Below are 16,411 nucleotides of genomic sequence, written 5' to 3' on the forward strand. Positions count from 1 at the left end.
CAGCAGCGCGAGCGTGCCGAGGGCGAGCATGTTCGCGGTGGTCTCGTGGCCCGCGATCAGCAGCAGCGAGGCGATCCCGATGAGCTCGTCGCGCGTGAGGTCCTCGCCGTGCTCGCGCACGAGCATCCCGAGCATGTCGTCGCCGGGCTCGGCGAACGCCCGGTCGACCAGGTCGCCCATGTAGGCGCGGGACTCGGCCGACACCCGGCCCCGCTCCTCGAGCGGCAGGGTGAGGTCGATCTGCTTCGAGGCGCGGGACTGGAAGTCCTCGCGATCGGCGTACGGGACGCCGAGCAGCTCGCAGATGACCAGGCTCGGGACGGGCAGCGCGAAGTCCGCGACGAGGTCGCTGGGCGGGCCCGCCTGGGCCATCGCGTCGAGCCGCTCGTCGACGATCTCGGTGATCCGCGGCTCGAGGCGGCGGATCCGCTTCACCGTGAACTCGCCGGTGAGCAGGCGCCGCAGCCGGGTGTGCTCGGGCGGGTCGGTCATCAGCAGGTTGCCGGCCCGCATCGCCGCGGGGTCGGTGCCCGGCAGGCGCATCACGGGGAGGCGCTCGGTGGAGAAGCGGGTCGCGTCACCGAGCACCTCACGGGCGTCGGCGTAGCGGGTCACCAGCCAGGCGGGGTGCCCGAGGCTGTCGGTGACGCGCTCGAGCCCGGGCTCGTCGCGCAGGGCGTTGACCGCGGCGAGGGGGGCGAACTGGTCCCGCTGCAGGTGCAGCGGCAGGTCCCTGGCGTCGAGGGAAGCAGACACGGGATCACTCCTGGAGGACGGCGACCTCCTCGACGGTACACGTGAAGCGGCAGTGATCTCCCGTTTAAGGCTCCGGGCCGACGTCGGCGTGCGGCCGGCCGTCGACCTCGACCACCGGGTGCACCGCGAGCGCGAAGAGGGCGCTGCTGCGGCAGGCCCCGGTGTCGAGGTCGAAGCGGTGGCCGTGCCACGGGCAGCGCAGCTCGGTCCCGCGGACCCGCCCCTCGACGAGCGGGCCGGCGAGGTGCGGGCACGCCGCGTCGCACACGCGCAGCGCGCCCCCGTCGAGGACGAAGACGGCGAACGTCCGGCCGTCGTCGGCGGTCACCGTCCAGGCGGAGCGCCCGGCCGGGTCGCCGAGGTCGACGAGCACGACGTCACCGTCGGCCCGACGCCCGCAGGTCGGCGAGCGACTCGCCGCCGACGAACCAGTGCTCGGGCTCGCACTCGGTGACCACCACGCGGACGTTCCCGGCCGGGGCGCCCACCGCGTCCGCCACCGCCGCCGTCACCTTCTCCCCCAGCGCGGCGAGCTGTTCGGGGGTGCGCCCGCGGGCGAGGGTGATCTGGACCAGGGGCACGTCGGGCCCTCCTTCGTCGGGCCATGTGCACGGTTTTCGTCGCGCGGGCGACGACGACCGTTCACATGGCGACAGCCATCTCCACCGTGCCGAGCCGGTCGACCGACACGGTCACCACGTCGCCGGCGGCCACCGGGGTCGCCGCCGTCAGCCCGCCGGAGAGCACGACCTCGCCGGCCCGCAGGCCCTCCCCGGACGCCGCGAGTCGGCGCACCAGCCACGCGACCGCCGCCGCCGGGTGTCCGAGCGACGCCGCCCCCGACGCCGTCGCGACCACCTCGCCGTTCTTCTCGAGCACCACGCCGACCAGCCGCACGTCGATCCCGGCCGGCGGGACCGGGGTCCCGACGACGTAGCGCGCCGCCGAGGTGTTGTCCGCGACGACGTCGGCCATCGTGAACCGGTAGTCGCGGAACCGGGAGTCGAGGACCTCGATCCCGACGGCGAGGCCCGCGGTCGCGGAGAGCACGTCCACGGCCGTGACGTGCGCGCCGGACAGGTCGCGGCCGAGCACGAACACGATCTCCGGCTCCGCCCGCGGCTGGATCAGCGACGACACCGAGAGCGGCTCGCCCAGGTCCAGCGCGGCGGTGGCCGGGAGGAATCCGCAGATCGGCGAGGAGACCCCGACCTGCGCCTGCTTGGCGCGCGAGGTCACCCCGAGCTTCCAGCCCGCCGTCGGGCCCGCCTGGTCGCGCAGCACCCGCTGCACCGCGTAGCCGGTCTCGAGGTCGAGGTCGGAGAACTCGTCGGTCAGCGGGGCGATCGCCGTCCGCTCCGCGACCGCCTTCGACAGCCGCGCCGCCAGGTCGTGCACGTCGAGCGCCGTCACGCGGCCACCTCCGCGCCCGCCGTCACGCGAGTGGTCACGGGGCCCAGCCGGTCGAACTCCGCCCGCCACACGTCGCCGGCCGCGATGGGCACGGCCGCGTGCAGCGCCCCCGTCATCACCAGGTGTCCCGGCTCGAGCGCCACGCCGTGCTCCCCGAGCACGTTCGCCAGCCACGCGACGACCGCGAGCGGGTCACCCAGCGCCGCCGCGCCCGCCCCGGTGTCGACGAGCTCACCGCCCCGGGTCAGCGTCATGCCGATCAGACGCGTGTCCAGGCCGGCGAGCGGCACCACGCGCGAGGACACGACCACCGCGCCGTTGGAGGCGAGGTCGGCGACGGTGTCGGCGAGCGTGATCCGCCAGTCCGCGATCCGTGAGTCGACGATCTCCATCGCGGCCGCGACCCCCGCGACGGCCCGTGCCGCGTCCGTCGGGCCGACGCCCGGCCCGAGCAGCCGCTCCCCCATGACGAACACGATCTCCGCCTCGACCCGGGGAGCGATGAAGCGGTCGAGCGGGAGGGCGTCGCCGTCGCGGTAGACGGTGGAGGCGAGCACCGGCCCGTGGTCGGGCGAGTCGACCCCGATCGCGCGCTGCATCGCCGTCGACGTGAGCCCGACCTTCCGCCCGACGACGCGCTCGCCGTCCGCGAGCAGCAGGTCGGTCAGCGCGCGCTGGACGGCGTAGCCCTCGGCCATCCCCAGCCTCGGCTCGGCGTCGGTGAACGGCGCGATCGGGACGCGGGTGCGCCGCGCCTCGTAGAGGGCGCGGGCCTTGCCCGGGGCGTCGAGCCCGGTGGGGTCGGACACGGTCATGCGGCCTCCTGGCCGGTCGGAGGAGCGGGCAGGGACGATCCTCGGCTCTAGACCCGCGCCGGCACCGTCGGGACCGCCGTGCCGATGAGGCAGTCCCGCGTCACGAGGTCGACCTGCTCGGCCTCGGAGAGCGCCTCCGCGCCGTCGGGGCGCATCGGCACGACGAGGTAGCGCGCCTCGGCGCTCGCATCCCACACCTGGACCTCGGTGGTGTTCGGGAGGACGAGCCCGAACTCGCGGAGCACCCCGCGCGGGTCCCGCACCACCCGCGACCGGTAGGCCTCGCTCTTGTACCAGGCCGGCGGCGGGCCCAGCCACGCCAGCGGATAGCAGGAGCAGAGCGTGCAGACGACGACGTGGTGCACGTCGGGCGTATTCGCCACCGCGTGCAGCCGGATGTCGGAGCTGTAGCCGCTCCCGGCGTGCCCCAGCTCGGCGGCCGCCGCCCCGGCGTCGGCCAGCAGCCGGTCCCGGTACTCGGGCGAGTTCCAGGCGCGCACGACCATCTCGGCGCCGTTGCGGGCGGTCACCCGGTCGCCGTACGCCTCGATGCGCGCGTCGACCTCGGGGCGGGTGATGACCCCGCGGGCCTCGGCGAGGTCGAGCAGGCGGTTCACCCGCGCCTGCAGCTCGGCGTTGCGGTGGTGTCCGGACCCGCTCATGGTCGCTCCAGGTAGCTCACGAAGAGGTCGACGTGCACCCGGTCGCCGGTGTGCGCGTCCGCGCCCCACAGCTCCGGCGCGGCGAAGGCGACCGTCACGATGTCCTCCCGGTGCGCCGCGGACCCGACGACCGCGGACTCGTCGGGGAACCGGCCGTCGCCCACGAGCCGCACGACCTCCCCGACCCGGCCCCGCACGTAGCGCGGCGCCCGGTTGTGGCCGGGCGGGTTCCTCGTCCGGACCCGCACCCGGTCGCCGACCACGAAGCTCACGGCCGCTCCCCCACCAGGTGCTCCAGCGCGGTCAGCCAGCGCTCGTAGTAGGGCATCGCGTAGTACTCGGCCGGCGGGATCCGCTCCATCGTCGCCCGGAACTCGTCGAGGGTGTAGGCGCCCGCGGCGACGAAGGCCTGGTTGAGCACGAAGGTCTGGGCCTCCCACACCGACTCGAACGTCGGCCCGCCGCCCTCGGGGAGCTCGCCGAAGCCGTGCATCCCGCCGACGTCGTTCGCGTAGGCCATCGTCGGAGTCTTGCAGCCCGGCGAGTGGACCTCCAGGGCTGCGACCGGGACCGCCCGGGTCCGGTCGAGGCTGACTGACGGGTCAGCCAGGCTTGCGATCCGAGCAAGACCCGCCGTAGCGTCGAGGACGTGACCGACGCGATCGCCCAGCGGGTGCGCCGCGCGATCGGGCGGACCGGCGAGACCCGGCGGGAGTTCGCGGCCGCGATCGGGCTCGACGAGACCAAGCTGTCGAAGTCCCTCGCCGGCCGGCGCCGCTTCACCACCGACGAGCTGGCCGCGATCAGCCGACGGTCGGAGGTCCCGCTCGCCGACCTCGTCCACGGCGAGCGCCCCGCCGTGACGGCCACGCCCGCGCCGTCGATCACCCCCACCCGGGCCGACGACCCGGACGGTGCCCGCAAGCGGATCCTCGACGCCGCCTGGACGCTCATCGCCCGGCGCGGCTACCACCAGGTCCGGGTCGCCGACGTCGCCGCGGCCGCGGGCACCAGCAGCGCCGCCGTGCACTACCACTTCCCCGGCAAGGACGCCCTGCTCGGCGAGGCACTGCGCCACAACGTCGAGCTGGCGTTCGACCGCCAGTCCGCCGCCCTGGCCGACCTCGCCGACCCGCACGCCCGACTCCTGCGCCTGCTCGAGCTGCAGATGCCCGAGGGCCCGGTGCTCGAGCCGGAGTGGTCGATCTGGATGCAGGTCTGGGTGGAGGCCGTCCTCGACACCACGCCCGACGAGCAGCCCCGCCGGGAGCTCTACCGCGCGGCGCAGGACCGCTGGTTCCGCACCGTCCTCATGACCCTCACCGACGGCGTCACGGCCGGGGTCTTCCGTCCCGGGGACCAGGAACTGCGCGCCCGCCAGCTCACCGCCCTCGTCGACGGCCTCGGCGTCGGGGTCATGACGCGCGCGGCCACCCGCGCCGAGATGCGCGCCGCCCTGCACGACTTCGTCGACCACACCATCCGCCGAGGAGACCGCCCATGAGCCGACCCAGGACCCGCGACGTCGTCATCACCTGCGCGCTGACCGGCGCCGCCGACTCGGTCGGCAAGAGCCCCCACGTCCCGGTCACGCCCCAGCAGATCGCCGACGACGCGATCGCCGCGGCCCACGCCGGCGCCGCCGTCGTCCACGTCCACGTCCGCCACCCCGAGACCGGACGCGGCTCGCGCGACGTCGCCCTCTACCGCGAGGCCGTCCGCCTCATCCGCGACAGCGGGGTCGACGTCGTCCTCAACCTCACCGCGGGCATGGGCGGCGACCTGGTGATCGACCGGGAGGACCCGCTCAAGCCCGTCGACGGGACCGACCTCGTCAACGCCCTCGACCGGCTGCCGCACGTCGAGGAGCTGCTCCCGGACATCGCGACCCTGGACTGCGGCTCGTACAACTTCGGCGACGGCTCCGCGCTCTACGTCTCGACCCCCGACATGCTGCGCACCGGCGCCAAGCGGTTCCAGGAGCTCGGGGTGAAGCCCGAGCTGGAGATCTTCGACACCGGTCAGCTCTGGTTCGCCACCGAGATGATCGCCGAGGGCCTCATCGACGCCCCCGGGCTGGTGCAGCTGTGCATGGGCGTGCCCTACGGCGCCCCGGCCGACCCGGGGCTGCTGGCCGCGATGGTGAACCTGCTCCCCGACGGCGTGCAGTTCACCTCGTTCGCCCTCGGCCGCGACCAGCTGCCCTGGGTGGCGCAGTCGGTGCTGCTCGGCGGCCACGCGCGGGTCGGGCTCGAGGACAACCTGTACCTCTCGCGCGGGGTGAAGGCGACGAACGCCGCCCTCGTCGAGCGGGCGGTGGCGATCGTCGAGGGCCTGGGCGCGTCCGTCGCCACGCCCGACCGGGCCCGCGAGATCTTCGGGCTGGGCCGGTGATCGCCTGCATCGGCGCCGGCGTCATCGGGGGCGGGTGGGCGGCGTTCTTCCTCGCCCACGGGTACGACGTCGTCGCCTGGGACCCGGCGCCCCACGCCGAGGCCCGCCTGCGTCGCACGGTCGAGGCGGCGCGCCCGGCACTGAACGCGCTGGGCTTTCCCGACGCCGCGTGGGGCGGGCTGCGGATGGCCCGCTCGCTGCCGGACGCGGTCCGCGACGCCGAGTTCGTCCAGGAGTCCGCCCCCGAGGACCTCGCGCTCAAGCGCTCGCTGCTCGCCGACCTCGCCGCCGCGACCGGGCCCGACACGATCGTCGCGAGCTCCACCTCCGGGTTCCCCATGACCGAGATGGCGACGGCGGCGGAGGATCCGTCACGGCTGGTCGTCGGGCACCCGTTCAACCCCCCGTACCTGATCCCGCTGGTCGAGGTCGTCGGCGGCGCGGCGACCGACCCCGGCGTCGTGGCGGCGGCCGCGGCGTTCTACCGGGGGCTGGGGAAGTCGGTGATCGCGATGGACCGGGAGGTCCCCGGGTTCGTCGCCAACCGGCTCCAGGAGGCGTTGTGGCGCGAGGCCCTGCACATGGTCGCGCACGGTGACGCCACGGTCGACCAGATCGACGCCGCCATCACCGACGGCCCGGGCCTGCGCTGGCCGGTGCACGGCCCGTGCCTGACGTTCCACCTCGCGGGCGGCGAGGGCGGGATGGCGCACATGCTCGACCACTTCGGCCCGTCCCTGCTCGCCCCGTGGACCCGGCTGGACGCGCCGGAGCTCACGCCGGCGCTGCGCGACGCGATGGTGGACGGCACGGCCGCCGAGGCCGGGGGCCGGGACTTCGCGGCGCTCGTGGCCGAGCGGGACCGGGCCGTGATCGCCGTCCGGCAGGCCGTGGAGGAGGCCCGCCGGGACTGAGGCGCGCTCGTCGGTGTGGCGGGCTGGGACCTGCGCGCGGCGAACACACTCCCGCCGAAACCGGACACGACGCTGCAGAAACCTGCGCGCGGCACACACACTCCGGGCGAGGCCCGACACGACTCCGCGGGGATCGGTGTTCGCGACGCGCAGGTTCGGCGAGAACCGCGCGCTTCTCCCCAGAGTGTGTGCGCCGCGCGCAGGTTCTCCCAGCACGGCGCCCTTCTCCCCGGACTGTGTGCGCCGCGCGCAGGTCTCCGCCCGGGAGCCCGCGAGTCGCGCCCCTCCCGGACCTCGGGGAAGGTCACCCGCGTGACCTGGAGCCGGAAGAACCTCGAGGGCGTCGAGACGATCGCGCCGACGACGAGCGTGTACCTCACCCCCGAGCGGCAGGAGATCCAGCGCACGGCCCGCGCCTTCGCGATGGAGGAGGTGCTCCCGCTCGCCGACGAGCTCGACCCGCAGCGCGGCGAGATCCCGGAGGCCCTGATCGAGCGGCTCGCCGAACTGGGCTACTTCGGCATCATGGTCGACCGCGAGCACGGCGGCCTCGGGCTCGGGGTGTTCGAGTACTGCCTGATCTGCGAGGAGCTGGCGCGCGGGTGGATGAGCGTCGCCAGCATCATCGCCCGCGGCAACGGCACGGGGTGCGCGTCCCCGGACGAGGAGCGCCGCGCGGAGCTGCTCCGCCGGTCCGCCGCCGGCCGGTGGATCGGCGGGATCGCGTTCTCCGAGCCGTCGGCCGGATCGGACCTGGCGAACGTCGAGTGCGCCGCCGAGCGCGACGGCGACGAGTTCGTGATCACCGGCACCAAGCGGTGGGTCGGGCACGCCCGGCGCGCCGACTTCCTGCACCTGCTCGCCCGCACCCGGCCGCCCCGCGCGGGCGAGGGCCGGTCGGACGGGCTCGAGCTCTTCCTCGTCGAGAAGGAGCGGGGCTCGTTCCCGGACCAGGTCTCCGGCACGCCGATCGACAAGATCGGCTACTACGGCCTGACGACGTGGGAGCTGCGCTTCGACGGGCTCCGGGTCCCGGCAGACGCGCTGCAGGACACCGGACAGGCCGAGGGCCAGGGGTTCAAGGACAGCCTGCGCTGGCTCGGACCGGCGCGGGTGCAGACGGCGGCGCGCGCGGTCGGGCTGGCCCGCGGCGCGCTGGAGGACGCGGTCGCGTACTGCCGGCAGCGGGTGCAGTTCGGCCACCCGATCGGCGAGCAGCAGGTGATCAGGCACGCGATCGCCGACATGTCCGCCCAAGTGGAGGCGGCGCGGCAGCTGTGGATGCACGCGGCGTGGCTCGTCGACTCCGGCGCGGCCGCGGACGTCGCGACCTCGCAGGCCAAGCTGGTCGCCTCGGAGACAGCCGAGCACGTGACCGGCCAGGCGCTGCAGATCTTCGGCGGCAACGGCTACACGACGGAGTACTCGGTGGAGCGGTACTGGCGCGACGCCCGGCTCACCACGATCTTCGAGGGCACGTCGGAGATCCAGCGCAAGATCGTCTCCGACGCGCTGATCGGGCACTGACCTCCCTCGCGCCGCACGGCACACTGGAGATCGATGCGCCCGCCCGCCTCGCTTCCGCCCCGGCTGGGGCTCGACCCCGCGCGGATGCGGCTGCCGGTGTCGCAGGAGTGGCGCACGATCCGCGACCACGTCGTCACCCGCGTCCCGCTGCCCGCGGGCGAGGTCGACGCGATGTTCGCCGCCGGCCGCTTCCACGACGCGCGGGGACCGCTGCCCGCGGACGCGCCCTACGTCAGCGGCGGGTCGGTCTGGTTCCACCGCGACCTGCCCGACGAGGCCCCGGTGCCGTTCGGCATCGAGGTGGTGCACCGTGACGAGGACGTGCTCGTCGCCGACAAGCCGCACTTCCTCGCGACGATCCCGCGCGGGCGCCACGTCCGGGAGACCGCCCTCGTCCGGCTGCGCGACGAGCACGGCCTGCCCGACCTCTCCCCCGCCCACCGGCTCGACCGCGTGACGGCGGGGCTGGTGCTGTTCGTGGTCCGTCGCGAGCGCCGCGGGGCCTACCAGAACCTGTTCCGCGACCGCCGCGTCGAGAAGACCTACACCGCGGTCACCCGCTACGACGCCGCCCTCCCCCCGAGCACGACGGTCCGCTCGCGCATCGTCAAGGACCGCGGGGTGATCACCGCGCGGGAGGTCCCCGGGGAGCCGAACGCCGAGACCCGCGTCGAGCTGCTCGAGCACCGCGACGACGCCCACCTCGGTCCCATCGCCCGCTATCGCCTGACGCCGCTCACCGGGCGGACCCACCAGCTGCGCCTGCACCTGGCCTCGCTCGGCGTCCCGATCCTCGGCGACCCGTTCTACCCGGAACTGCGCGACGTGCCCCTCGACGACTTCCGCGCCCCGCTGCAGCTGCTCGCCACGACGCTCGCCTGGCCCGACCCGCGGACCGGCGAGCGCCGCTCCGTGTCGTCGCGACGCACCCTGCAGGCCTGGGACGATCCGGCCGGGTGGCTGGCGGGTACCGCTCGGGAGTGAACCCCGACCCGCTCATCGTCTCGGCCGTGCTGAGCCCCGACGCCCAGGACGACCTCGACGCGCAGCGACGTCGCTGGTTCCCGGCCGACCGGCTGCACGTGGGCGCCCACATCACGCTCTTCCACGCGCTGCCCGGGGAGCGGCTCGAGGAGGTGCGGACGGCGCTCACGGAGCTGACCGGCCGGCCGCGGCCCTCGCTCCACGTGGGCGAGCCCTTCACGATGGGGCGCGGGGTGGGGCTGCGGCTGCAGTCGTCGGCGCTCGAGGGGCTGCGTGGTGCGATCGCCCGGCGCTTCGACGGCGACCTCACCGACCAGGACGCCCGACGCTGGCGCCCGCACGTGACGATCCAGAACAAGGTCACGCCCGAGGAGGCACGGCGCACGCTCGAGACCGTCCGGGAGACCCACACCGACTACGACACCGAGGTCGATGCGCTCGCCCTGTGGCACTACCGTGGCGGGCCGTGGGAGGCGGCGGGCGAGTACCGGTTCGAACCCCGGGCGTGAGGAACGGGTCGTTCGTGCCCGTGGGCGCCACGCACGGGTCGCTCGGCCGCGAGGAGCGGACCGCGTGAGGGCCGAGGGTCCCGGTGCCGTCCCGGTGGTCGCCGCACCGATGGCGGGCGGCCCGTCGACCCCGGAGCTGGTCGCCGCGGTCGCCGACGTCGGCGGCTACGGCTACCTCGCCGCGGGCTACCTGACCGCCGACACGCTCGCCGCCCAGCTCGCCGAACTGCGCGAGCGCACGGCGGAGCCCTTCGGGGTGAACCTGTTCCTGCCGCCGACGACGCCCCGCACGGACCGCGAGCAGCGACGCCGCGACGCCGCCGTCGACGAGTACGGGCGGCGCCTGGCCCCGGAGGCCGCGGCCGTCGGCGCCGAGCTCGGGGATCCCCACCCCGCGACCGACCCCGACGCGGGGGCAGCCCTCGACGACAAGATCGCGGTGCTGGCCGCGGACCCCCCGCACGCGATCAGCGTGACGTTCGCCCTGCCCGACGCGGACCGGTTCGCCGCGTTGCGCGCCACCGGCGCCGTCCTCGTCGCGACCGTGACCAGCGTCGAGGAGGCCCGCGCGGCGACGGGGGCCGGGTTCGACGCGCTGTGCGTGCAGGGCTCCGAGGCGGGTGGGCACCGCGGGACGCATGACGCCGCGGCGGATCCGAACGACACCGACACCGTCGACCTGCTCACCGCGATCGGGCACGTGACGACACTGCCCATGGTCGCCGCGGGCGGGATCGCGGACGCCGCGACGGCGCGGCGGGCGCTGGGGGCAGGCGCGGTGGCCGTCCAGGTGGGGACCGCCCTGCTCCGGTGCCCGGAGGCCGGGACCTCGGCGACCCATCGCGGGGCGCTCGCCGACCCGTCGTTCTCCGGCACCCTCGTCACCCGCGCCTACACCGGCCGGCCGGCCCGGGCGCTGACCACGCGGTTCGCCGTCGAGCACGGCGGCGCCGCGCCGTCGGCCTATCCCGAGGTGCACCACCTGACGCGGCCCATGCGCGTCGCGGCCGCCGCCGCGGGCGACGCCGACCGGGTCCACCTCTGGGCCGGCGTGCATTTCCGCCGCGCCGCGGCGTCCCCCGCCGCGGACGTGGTGCGCGCGCTGCTCTGAGGGGCCGGCCCCGGGCCCGCGCGAACCGGCGGCGGGACGAGCCATGCCCAGGAATTGACTCTACGTGTACGAACAACGGTGAACGTGGCGGATCTCGCCACGAACACTTACGGTACGTGACGGGCGTCGGCTCGCCCGCCCCCACACGCCAGGGGCGGGCGGCCCGACACCCACGCGGCTAGAAGTACGTCTTGCGGCCGCCCACGCCCCGGCCGACAGCACCGAGGATGGTGAGGATCAGGCCGACGACGGCCAGGATCGCACCGATGGTGTAGAGGATCGAGATACCGGTCAGGTATCCGACGATGATGAGGATGACGCCGAGGACGATCATGAAACTCCCTCGTTTCTCTCCGACCGGACGGTCGGGACTGCTTGATACCCGAGCGTGACCTCGTGAACACACAGGCGCCCCATACACTCACCGATTCGGGTGATGATCACGACTACGCGTCGCGCCCCGAGACAAAAGCCGACGGCCTGACTCCGGCGGACTCCTGGGCCACCCACGAGACGACCACGGTCTGGGCGGCCGACGGCCCCGCGGACGACGCCGGGGTCCGCGTCGAGGTGCACGACGTCACGGCCCCGGAGGGCGACCGGTTCGACTACCCGATCGTCCACCTGCCCCGCGTGGCGATCGCGCTCGTCGTGCGCGACGGGGACGCCGGCGAGGAGGTCCTCATGCTCCGGACCTACCGCTACCCGGTGAACCGCTACGGCTGGGAGCTGCCGGGGGGCGGCGTCGACGACGGCGAGGAGCCGCGCGTGGCCGCCGCGCGCGAGGCCGCGGAGGAGACCGGCTGGCGCCCACGCGGGCCGGGGCGGCCGCTCATCGACTTCGAGCCCCTCCCCGGTGGCGTCTCGACGAGCATCCACGTCCACCTCTGGCGCGACGCGGAACGCAGCGACGGGCCCCTGGACCGGCACGAGCCGGGGCGGGCCCGCTGGGTGCCGGTGTCCGACGTCGTCCGGCTCGCGGGAGCGGGCGAGCTCCTGGGGTCCGGGACGCTCGTCGGGCTGCTGCAGTACGTGGCGGAGAGCACGCCCGCTCCCAATTAGTCGGACGTCCTACTATATTGGAGTCGGCGTCACCCGGGCGCCTCCGCGAGCAGCGAGGACGATCCCCTCATGGTCGAGTCAGCGACGAGCGAGCTCCACGTGCCGAGCAACCCGATCCGCGTGGTCACCGCGGCCAGCCTGTTCGACGGGCACGACGCCGCGATCAACATCATGCGGCGGATCCTGCAGCGCCAGGGCGCCGAGGTGATCCACCTGGGGCACGACCGCTCGGTCGACGACGTCGTCTCGGCCGCGGTCGAGGAGGACGCGCAGGCGGTCGCGATCTCCTCCTACCAGGGCGGGCACGTCGAGTACTTCTCCTACCTGGTCGACCTGCTGCGCGAGCGCGGCGCCGGGCACGTCCGCGTGTACGGCGGGGGTGGCGGCGTCATCGTCCAGCGCGAGATCGACCAGCTGCACGCCCACGGCGTGTCCCGGATCTTCTCGCCGCAGGACGGCCAGCAGCTCGGCCTGCCCGGCATGATCAACACGATCATCCGGGAGTGCGACGAGGACCTGTCCGCGCAGGCGCCGTCGTCCTGGGACGGGCTGTTCACCGGCGAGCGCGCCGTGGTGGCGCGCGCCGTGACGATGGCCGAGGCCGGCGCGCTGCCGGCCGAGGTGCGCGAGCGGGTCGACGCCGCGAACGCCGAGCGCACCGTGCCGGTCCTCGGCATCACCGGCACCGGCGGCTCCGGCAAGTCCTCGCTCACCGACGAACTGGTCCGCCGCGCCCGGATGGACCGCGAGGACAAGCTCAGGATCGCCGTGCTCGCGGTCGACCCCACCCGTCGTCGTGGGGGCGGCGCCCTGCTCGGCGACCGTATCCGCATGAACGCCCTCGGCGGGCCGGTCGCCTTCCGCTCGATGGCCAACCGCGGGTCCGGGACGGCGCTGCCCGAGCGGCTCGCGGACGTCCTCGCGGTCCTGCGCGCCTCCGGGGCCGACCTGGTGATCGTCGAGACCCCGGGGATCGGGCAGGGCGACGCGGGCATCGTCGACGTCGCCGACGTCTCGCTCTACGTCATGACCCCGGAGTTCGGTGCCGCCTCGCAGCTCGAGAAGATCGACATGCTCGACTTCGCCGACGTCGTCGCGATCAACAAGTTCGAGCGCCGCGGCGCGCAGGACGCCCGCCGCGACGTCGCCCGGCAGCTGGTCCGCAACCGGTCCGCGTTCGGGGCCCGCTGGGAGGACATGCCCGTCTTCTGCACCAGCGCGGCCCGCTTCGACGACGACGGCGTCACGGCGCTCTACCAGCACCTGCGCGACCTGCTCGCCGACACGGGGCTGCCCGCCGGTGCCGGGCGGCTGCCCGCGGTCGCCGTCCGGACGTCGTCGGGCCTGCGCACGCCGGTGCCGCCGGAGCGGGAGCGCTACCTCGCCGAGATCGCCGCGACGGTGCGCGGGTACCACGCGCGCACGTCCGAGCTCGCCGACGCCGCCCGCCGCCGCCAGCACCTGACCACCGCCTCCACCCTTCTCGCCGAGCACCCTCCCACCGGCGGCGATCAAGGAATCCAGCGGGATCAAGGAATTCAGCGGGATCAAGGATCGCTCATGATCCCGCTGAATTCCTTGATCGCCGCAGAGGAGGGGAGGCTCGACGACGAGACCCGGGCCGCGCTCGAGGAGTGGCCGGCGGTCGTCGAGCAGTACGGGGGCGACGAGCTCGTGTACAGCGTCCGCGGCCGGGAGATCCGCACGCCGCTGGTGCGCGAGAGCCTCTCGGGCACCAAGCTCCGCCGGGTCGCGCTGCCCCGCACGCAGGACCACGGCGACCTCGTGCGCTTCCTGCGGTCGGAGAACCTGCCCGGGCGGTTCCCGTTCACGGCCGGCGTCTTCCCGCTCAAGCGCGACGCCGAGGCGCCCGCGCGGATGTTCGCCGGCGAGGGCGACCCGGCCCGCACGAACCGGCGCTTCCACCTGCTCGCCGAGGGCCAGCCCGCGACCCGCCTCTCGACCGCGTTCGACTCGGTCACGCTCTACGGCCGCGACCCCGCCGAGCGCCCCGACGTCTACGGCAAGGTCGGGACGTCGGGCGTGAGCGTCGCGACCCTCGACGACATGAAGGTGCTCTACTCCGGCTTCGACCTCTGCGCCCCGACCACGAGCGTCTCGATGACGATCAACGGGCCGGCGCCGGCGATCCTCGCGATGTTCCTCAACACCGCGATCGACCAGCAGGTCGAGGCCGACCCCGGTCAGCCGTACGAGGAGGTCCGCGCCCGCACGCTGCGCACCGTGCGCGGCACGGTTCAAGCGGACATCCTCAAGGAGGACCAGGGCCAGAACACGTGCATCTTCTCCACCGACTTCGCGCTGCGCTGCATGGCCGACGTCCAGGAGTGGTTCATCGGGCACGACGTCCGCAACTTCTACTCGGTGAGCATCAGCGGGTACCACATCGCGGAGGCCGGGGCGAACCCCCTCACCCAGCTCGCGTTCACCCTGGCCAACGGCTTCACCTACGTCGAGAGCTACCTCGCGCGGGGCATGTCGATCGACGACTTCGCGCCGAACCTGTCGTTCTTCTTCAGCAACGGCATGGATCCCGAGTACACGGTGCTCGGCCGGGTGGCGCGCCGGATCTGGGCCGTCGCCATGAAGGAGCGCTACGGCGCCGCCGAACGGTCGCAGAAGCTGAAGTACCACGTGCAGACCAGCGGCCGGTCACTGCACGCGCAGGAGATGGACTTCAACGACATCCGGACGACGCTCCAGGCGCTGTGCGCGATCTACGACAACGCGAATTCGCTGCACACGAACGCCTACGACGAGGCCGTGACGACGCCGAGCGAGCACTCGGTCCGGCGGGCCCTCGCCATTCAGATGATCATCGATCGGGAATGGGGGCTGGCGGCCAACGAGAACCCGCTGCAGGGGTCGTACGTGGTCGACGAGCTCACCGACCTCGTCGAGGAGGCCGTGCTCGCGGAGTTCGAGCGGCTGTCGCAGCGCGGCGGCGTGCTCGGCGCGATGGAGACCGGGTACCAGCGCGGGCGGATCCAGGACGAGTCGATGCTCTACGAGCAGCGCAAGCACGACGGGAGCCTGCCGATCGTCGGCGTCAACACGTTCGTCGCGCCCGGCGGCTCGACGGTGGCCGGCCCGCTCGCCCTGGCCCGGGGGACGGAGGAGGAGAAGCAGTCGCAGCTGCGCCGACTCGCCGACTTCCACGAGCGGCACGCCGCGGAGGCACCGGCCGCGCTGGAACGCCTCAAGGCCGTCGCGATGGCCGGCGAGAACACGTTCGAGGCCCTCATGGACGCCGTCCGCGTGTGCTCGCTCGGTCAGATCAGCCAGGCGTTCTTCGAGGTCGGCGGTCAGTACAGGCGTTCGCTGTGACCCCGCGCAGGTTGCCGTTCGACCCGGTGGCCGAGGCGCGGCGGCTCTGGTCGGAGCAGGGCTGGGGGGCGGCCGCGCCGGGCATGGCTGCGGTGACGTCGCTGATGCGGGCGCAGCAGATCGTGCAGGCCCGCGTCGAGGAGGTGCTGCGGCCGTTCGGGCTCACGTTCGCGCGCTACGAGGTGCTCATGCTGTTGCGGCTCAGCCGGCGCGGCACGTTGCCGATGGCCCGGATCGGCGAGCGGCTGCAGGTGCACCCGGCCTCGGTGACGAACGCGGTGGACCGGCTGGAGGGGCAGGGCTTCGTCCGGCGGGCGCCGCACCCGACCGATCGCCGGACGACCCTGGTCGAGCTGACCGACGACGGGCGGGCCGTGGCCGGCAAGGCGACCGAGGAGCTGAATGCCTCCGTGTTCGCCGAGCCGGGTCTGGGTCCGCAGGACGTCGAGCGCCTCGTCGACGTGCTCACCGAGCTGCGCCGCGAGGCCGGCGACTTCTAGCCGCCGGCCACCACCGGATCGCCGACCAGCTCGGCGCCGGCCTCGCGCAGCTGCTCGAGCGCGCGCTCGGTCGTCGCCGGAGCCACGCCCGCGGTCAGGCCGAGCAGCACCCGGGTCGAGAAGCCCTCCGAGACGGCGTCCAGAGCGGTCGCCCGCACGCAGTGGTCCGTCGCGATGCCGACGACGTCCACGGCCTCGACCTGCCGCGCCCGCAGCCACGCGCCCAGCCCGACCCGCTCGCCGCCCTCGTCGGTGGCCCCCTCGAAGCCCGAGTACGCCGCCGAGTGCTCGCCCTTGGTGAACCAGGCGTCGACGGCGGAGACGTCGATCGCGGGGTGGCTGTGCGAGCCGTCGGTGCCGACCACGCAGTGCGCCGGCCAGGTGTCGACGAAGTCGGGGTGCTCGGCGAAGTGGTG

The 16,411-nt window shown here is 74.2% G+C and carries 20 protein-coding genes; 10 read left to right on the forward strand and 10 right to left on the reverse strand.

Features of this window, described 5'->3' with window-relative positions:
* The 8 genes from AC0CYZ_RS23855 to AC0CYZ_RS23890 all read right to left on the reverse strand — a co-directional run.
* The coding region (locus AC0CYZ_RS23855; RefSeq protein ID WP_472219942.1) for a cytochrome P450 at nt 1–756 on the reverse strand (756 nt) is incomplete at its 3' end.
* Between the two features lie 64 nt (nt 757–820).
* Nucleotides 821–1,129, reverse strand: a complete 309-nt coding sequence (locus AC0CYZ_RS23860; protein WP_472219943.1) for a Rieske (2Fe-2S) protein — start codon at nt 1,127–1,129, stop codon at nt 821–823.
* Between the two features lie 4 nt (nt 1,130–1,133).
* The gene (locus AC0CYZ_RS23865) at nt 1,134–1,337 is read right to left on the reverse strand and encodes a 2-hydroxymuconate tautomerase (protein ID WP_472219944.1); all 204 of its coding nucleotides are present in this window, start codon (nt 1,335–1,337) and stop codon (nt 1,134–1,136) included.
* 61 nt (nt 1,338–1,398) lie between these two features.
* Nucleotides 1,399–2,169, reverse strand: coding sequence for a 2-keto-4-pentenoate hydratase (locus tag AC0CYZ_RS23870; protein WP_472219946.1), 771 nt, complete (start codon nt 2,167–2,169; stop codon nt 1,399–1,401).
* Nucleotides 2,166–2,984: a 2-keto-4-pentenoate hydratase gene (locus AC0CYZ_RS23875; protein ID WP_472219948.1), complete on the reverse strand. Its 819-nt coding sequence runs from the start codon at nt 2,982–2,984 to the stop codon at nt 2,166–2,168. Before AC0CYZ_RS23875 ends, AC0CYZ_RS23870 begins: the two co-directional genes overlap by 4 nt.
* 47 nt (nt 2,985–3,031) lie before the next feature.
* Entirely contained in the window at nt 3,032–3,646 is a 615-nt protein-coding gene (locus AC0CYZ_RS23880; protein WP_472219950.1) for a nitrile hydratase subunit alpha, read from the reverse strand.
* Complete coding sequence (locus AC0CYZ_RS23885; protein WP_472219952.1) at nt 3,643–3,918, reverse strand: SH3-like domain-containing protein; 276 nt, start codon at nt 3,916–3,918, stop codon at nt 3,643–3,645. Before AC0CYZ_RS23885 ends, AC0CYZ_RS23880 begins: the two co-directional genes overlap by 4 nt.
* On the reverse strand, nt 3,915–4,166 hold the full coding sequence (locus tag AC0CYZ_RS23890) for a hypothetical protein (RefSeq protein ID WP_472219953.1): 252 nt from the start codon (nt 4,164–4,166) through the stop codon (nt 3,915–3,917). The genes AC0CYZ_RS23885 and AC0CYZ_RS23890 overlap by 4 nt, the downstream gene beginning before the upstream one ends.
* A 129-nt stretch (nt 4,167–4,295) precedes the next feature.
* On the opposite strand from AC0CYZ_RS23890, the gene AC0CYZ_RS23895 reads away from it, so the two are divergent.
* The 7 genes from AC0CYZ_RS23895 to AC0CYZ_RS23925 all read left to right on the forward strand — a co-directional run bounded on the left by AC0CYZ_RS23895 (nt 4,296) and on the right by AC0CYZ_RS23925 (nt 11,085).
* Nucleotides 4,296–5,150: a TetR family transcriptional regulator C-terminal domain-containing protein gene (locus tag AC0CYZ_RS23895; protein WP_472219955.1), complete on the forward strand. Its 855-nt coding sequence runs from the start codon at nt 4,296–4,298 to the stop codon at nt 5,148–5,150.
* Nucleotides 5,147–6,040: a beta-keto acid cleavage family enzyme gene (locus AC0CYZ_RS23900; RefSeq protein WP_472219957.1), complete on the forward strand. Its 894-nt coding sequence runs from the start codon at nt 5,147–5,149 to the stop codon at nt 6,038–6,040. The genes AC0CYZ_RS23895 and AC0CYZ_RS23900 overlap by 4 nt, the downstream gene beginning before the upstream one ends.
* On the forward strand, nt 6,037–6,954 hold the full coding sequence (locus tag AC0CYZ_RS23905) for a 3-hydroxyacyl-CoA dehydrogenase NAD-binding domain-containing protein (RefSeq protein WP_472219959.1): 918 nt from the start codon (nt 6,037–6,039) through the stop codon (nt 6,952–6,954). The genes AC0CYZ_RS23900 and AC0CYZ_RS23905 overlap by 4 nt, the downstream gene beginning before the upstream one ends.
* 312 nt (nt 6,955–7,266) lie before the next feature.
* Nucleotides 7,267–8,481 (forward strand): acyl-CoA dehydrogenase family protein, encoded by a 1,215-nt coding sequence (locus AC0CYZ_RS23910; RefSeq protein WP_472219961.1) that lies wholly within the window; start codon nt 7,267–7,269, stop codon nt 8,479–8,481.
* A 33-nt stretch (nt 8,482–8,514) separates the two neighbouring features.
* Nucleotides 8,515–9,465, forward strand: a complete 951-nt coding sequence (locus tag AC0CYZ_RS23915) for a pseudouridine synthase (RefSeq protein WP_472219963.1) — start codon at nt 8,515–8,517, stop codon at nt 9,463–9,465.
* Nucleotides 9,462–9,974: a 2'-5' RNA ligase family protein gene (locus AC0CYZ_RS23920; RefSeq protein WP_472219964.1), complete on the forward strand. Its 513-nt coding sequence runs from the start codon at nt 9,462–9,464 to the stop codon at nt 9,972–9,974. The genes AC0CYZ_RS23915 and AC0CYZ_RS23920 overlap by 4 nt, the downstream gene beginning before the upstream one ends.
* 64 nt (nt 9,975–10,038) lie before the next feature.
* A complete protein-coding gene (locus AC0CYZ_RS23925) occupies nt 10,039–11,085 on the forward strand; it encodes a nitronate monooxygenase (protein ID WP_472219966.1) in 1,047 nt (348 codons plus the stop codon).
* Nucleotides 11,086–11,263: 178 nt separating this feature from the next.
* On the opposite strand, the gene AC0CYZ_RS23930 is transcribed toward AC0CYZ_RS23925, so the two are convergent.
* Nucleotides 11,264–11,419, reverse strand: coding sequence for a hypothetical protein (locus AC0CYZ_RS23930; protein WP_472219969.1), 156 nt, complete (start codon nt 11,417–11,419; stop codon nt 11,264–11,266).
* A gap of 62 nt (nt 11,420–11,481) precedes the next feature.
* On the opposite strand from AC0CYZ_RS23930, the gene AC0CYZ_RS23935 reads away from it, so the two are divergent.
* The 3 genes from AC0CYZ_RS23935 (at nt 11,482) to AC0CYZ_RS23945 (ending at nt 15,995) form a co-directional block, all read left to right on the forward strand.
* Nucleotides 11,482–12,147: an NUDIX hydrolase gene (locus tag AC0CYZ_RS23935; protein ID WP_472219971.1), complete on the forward strand. Its 666-nt coding sequence runs from the start codon at nt 11,482–11,484 to the stop codon at nt 12,145–12,147.
* Nucleotides 12,148–12,216: 69 nt separating this feature from the next.
* The gene (gene icmF / locus AC0CYZ_RS23940; RefSeq protein WP_472219974.1) at nt 12,217–15,495 is read left to right on the forward strand and encodes a fused isobutyryl-CoA mutase/GTPase IcmF; all 3,279 of its coding nucleotides are present in this window, start codon (nt 12,217–12,219) and stop codon (nt 15,493–15,495) included.
* Between the two features lie 11 nt (nt 15,496–15,506).
* Entirely contained in the window at nt 15,507–15,995 is a 489-nt protein-coding gene (locus AC0CYZ_RS23945) for a MarR family winged helix-turn-helix transcriptional regulator (RefSeq protein ID WP_472219977.1), read from the forward strand.
* Here the strand turns inward: AC0CYZ_RS23945 and AC0CYZ_RS23950 are convergent.
* Nucleotides 15,992–16,411, reverse strand: a 420-nt coding sequence (locus AC0CYZ_RS23950; protein ID WP_472219979.1) for an isochorismatase family protein, incomplete at its 5' end; no start/stop codon positions are given. The two genes, AC0CYZ_RS23945 and AC0CYZ_RS23950, sit on opposite strands and share 4 nt — an antisense overlap.

The sequence above is a fragment of the Actinomycetospora sp. genome (genome assembly GCF_055612215.1).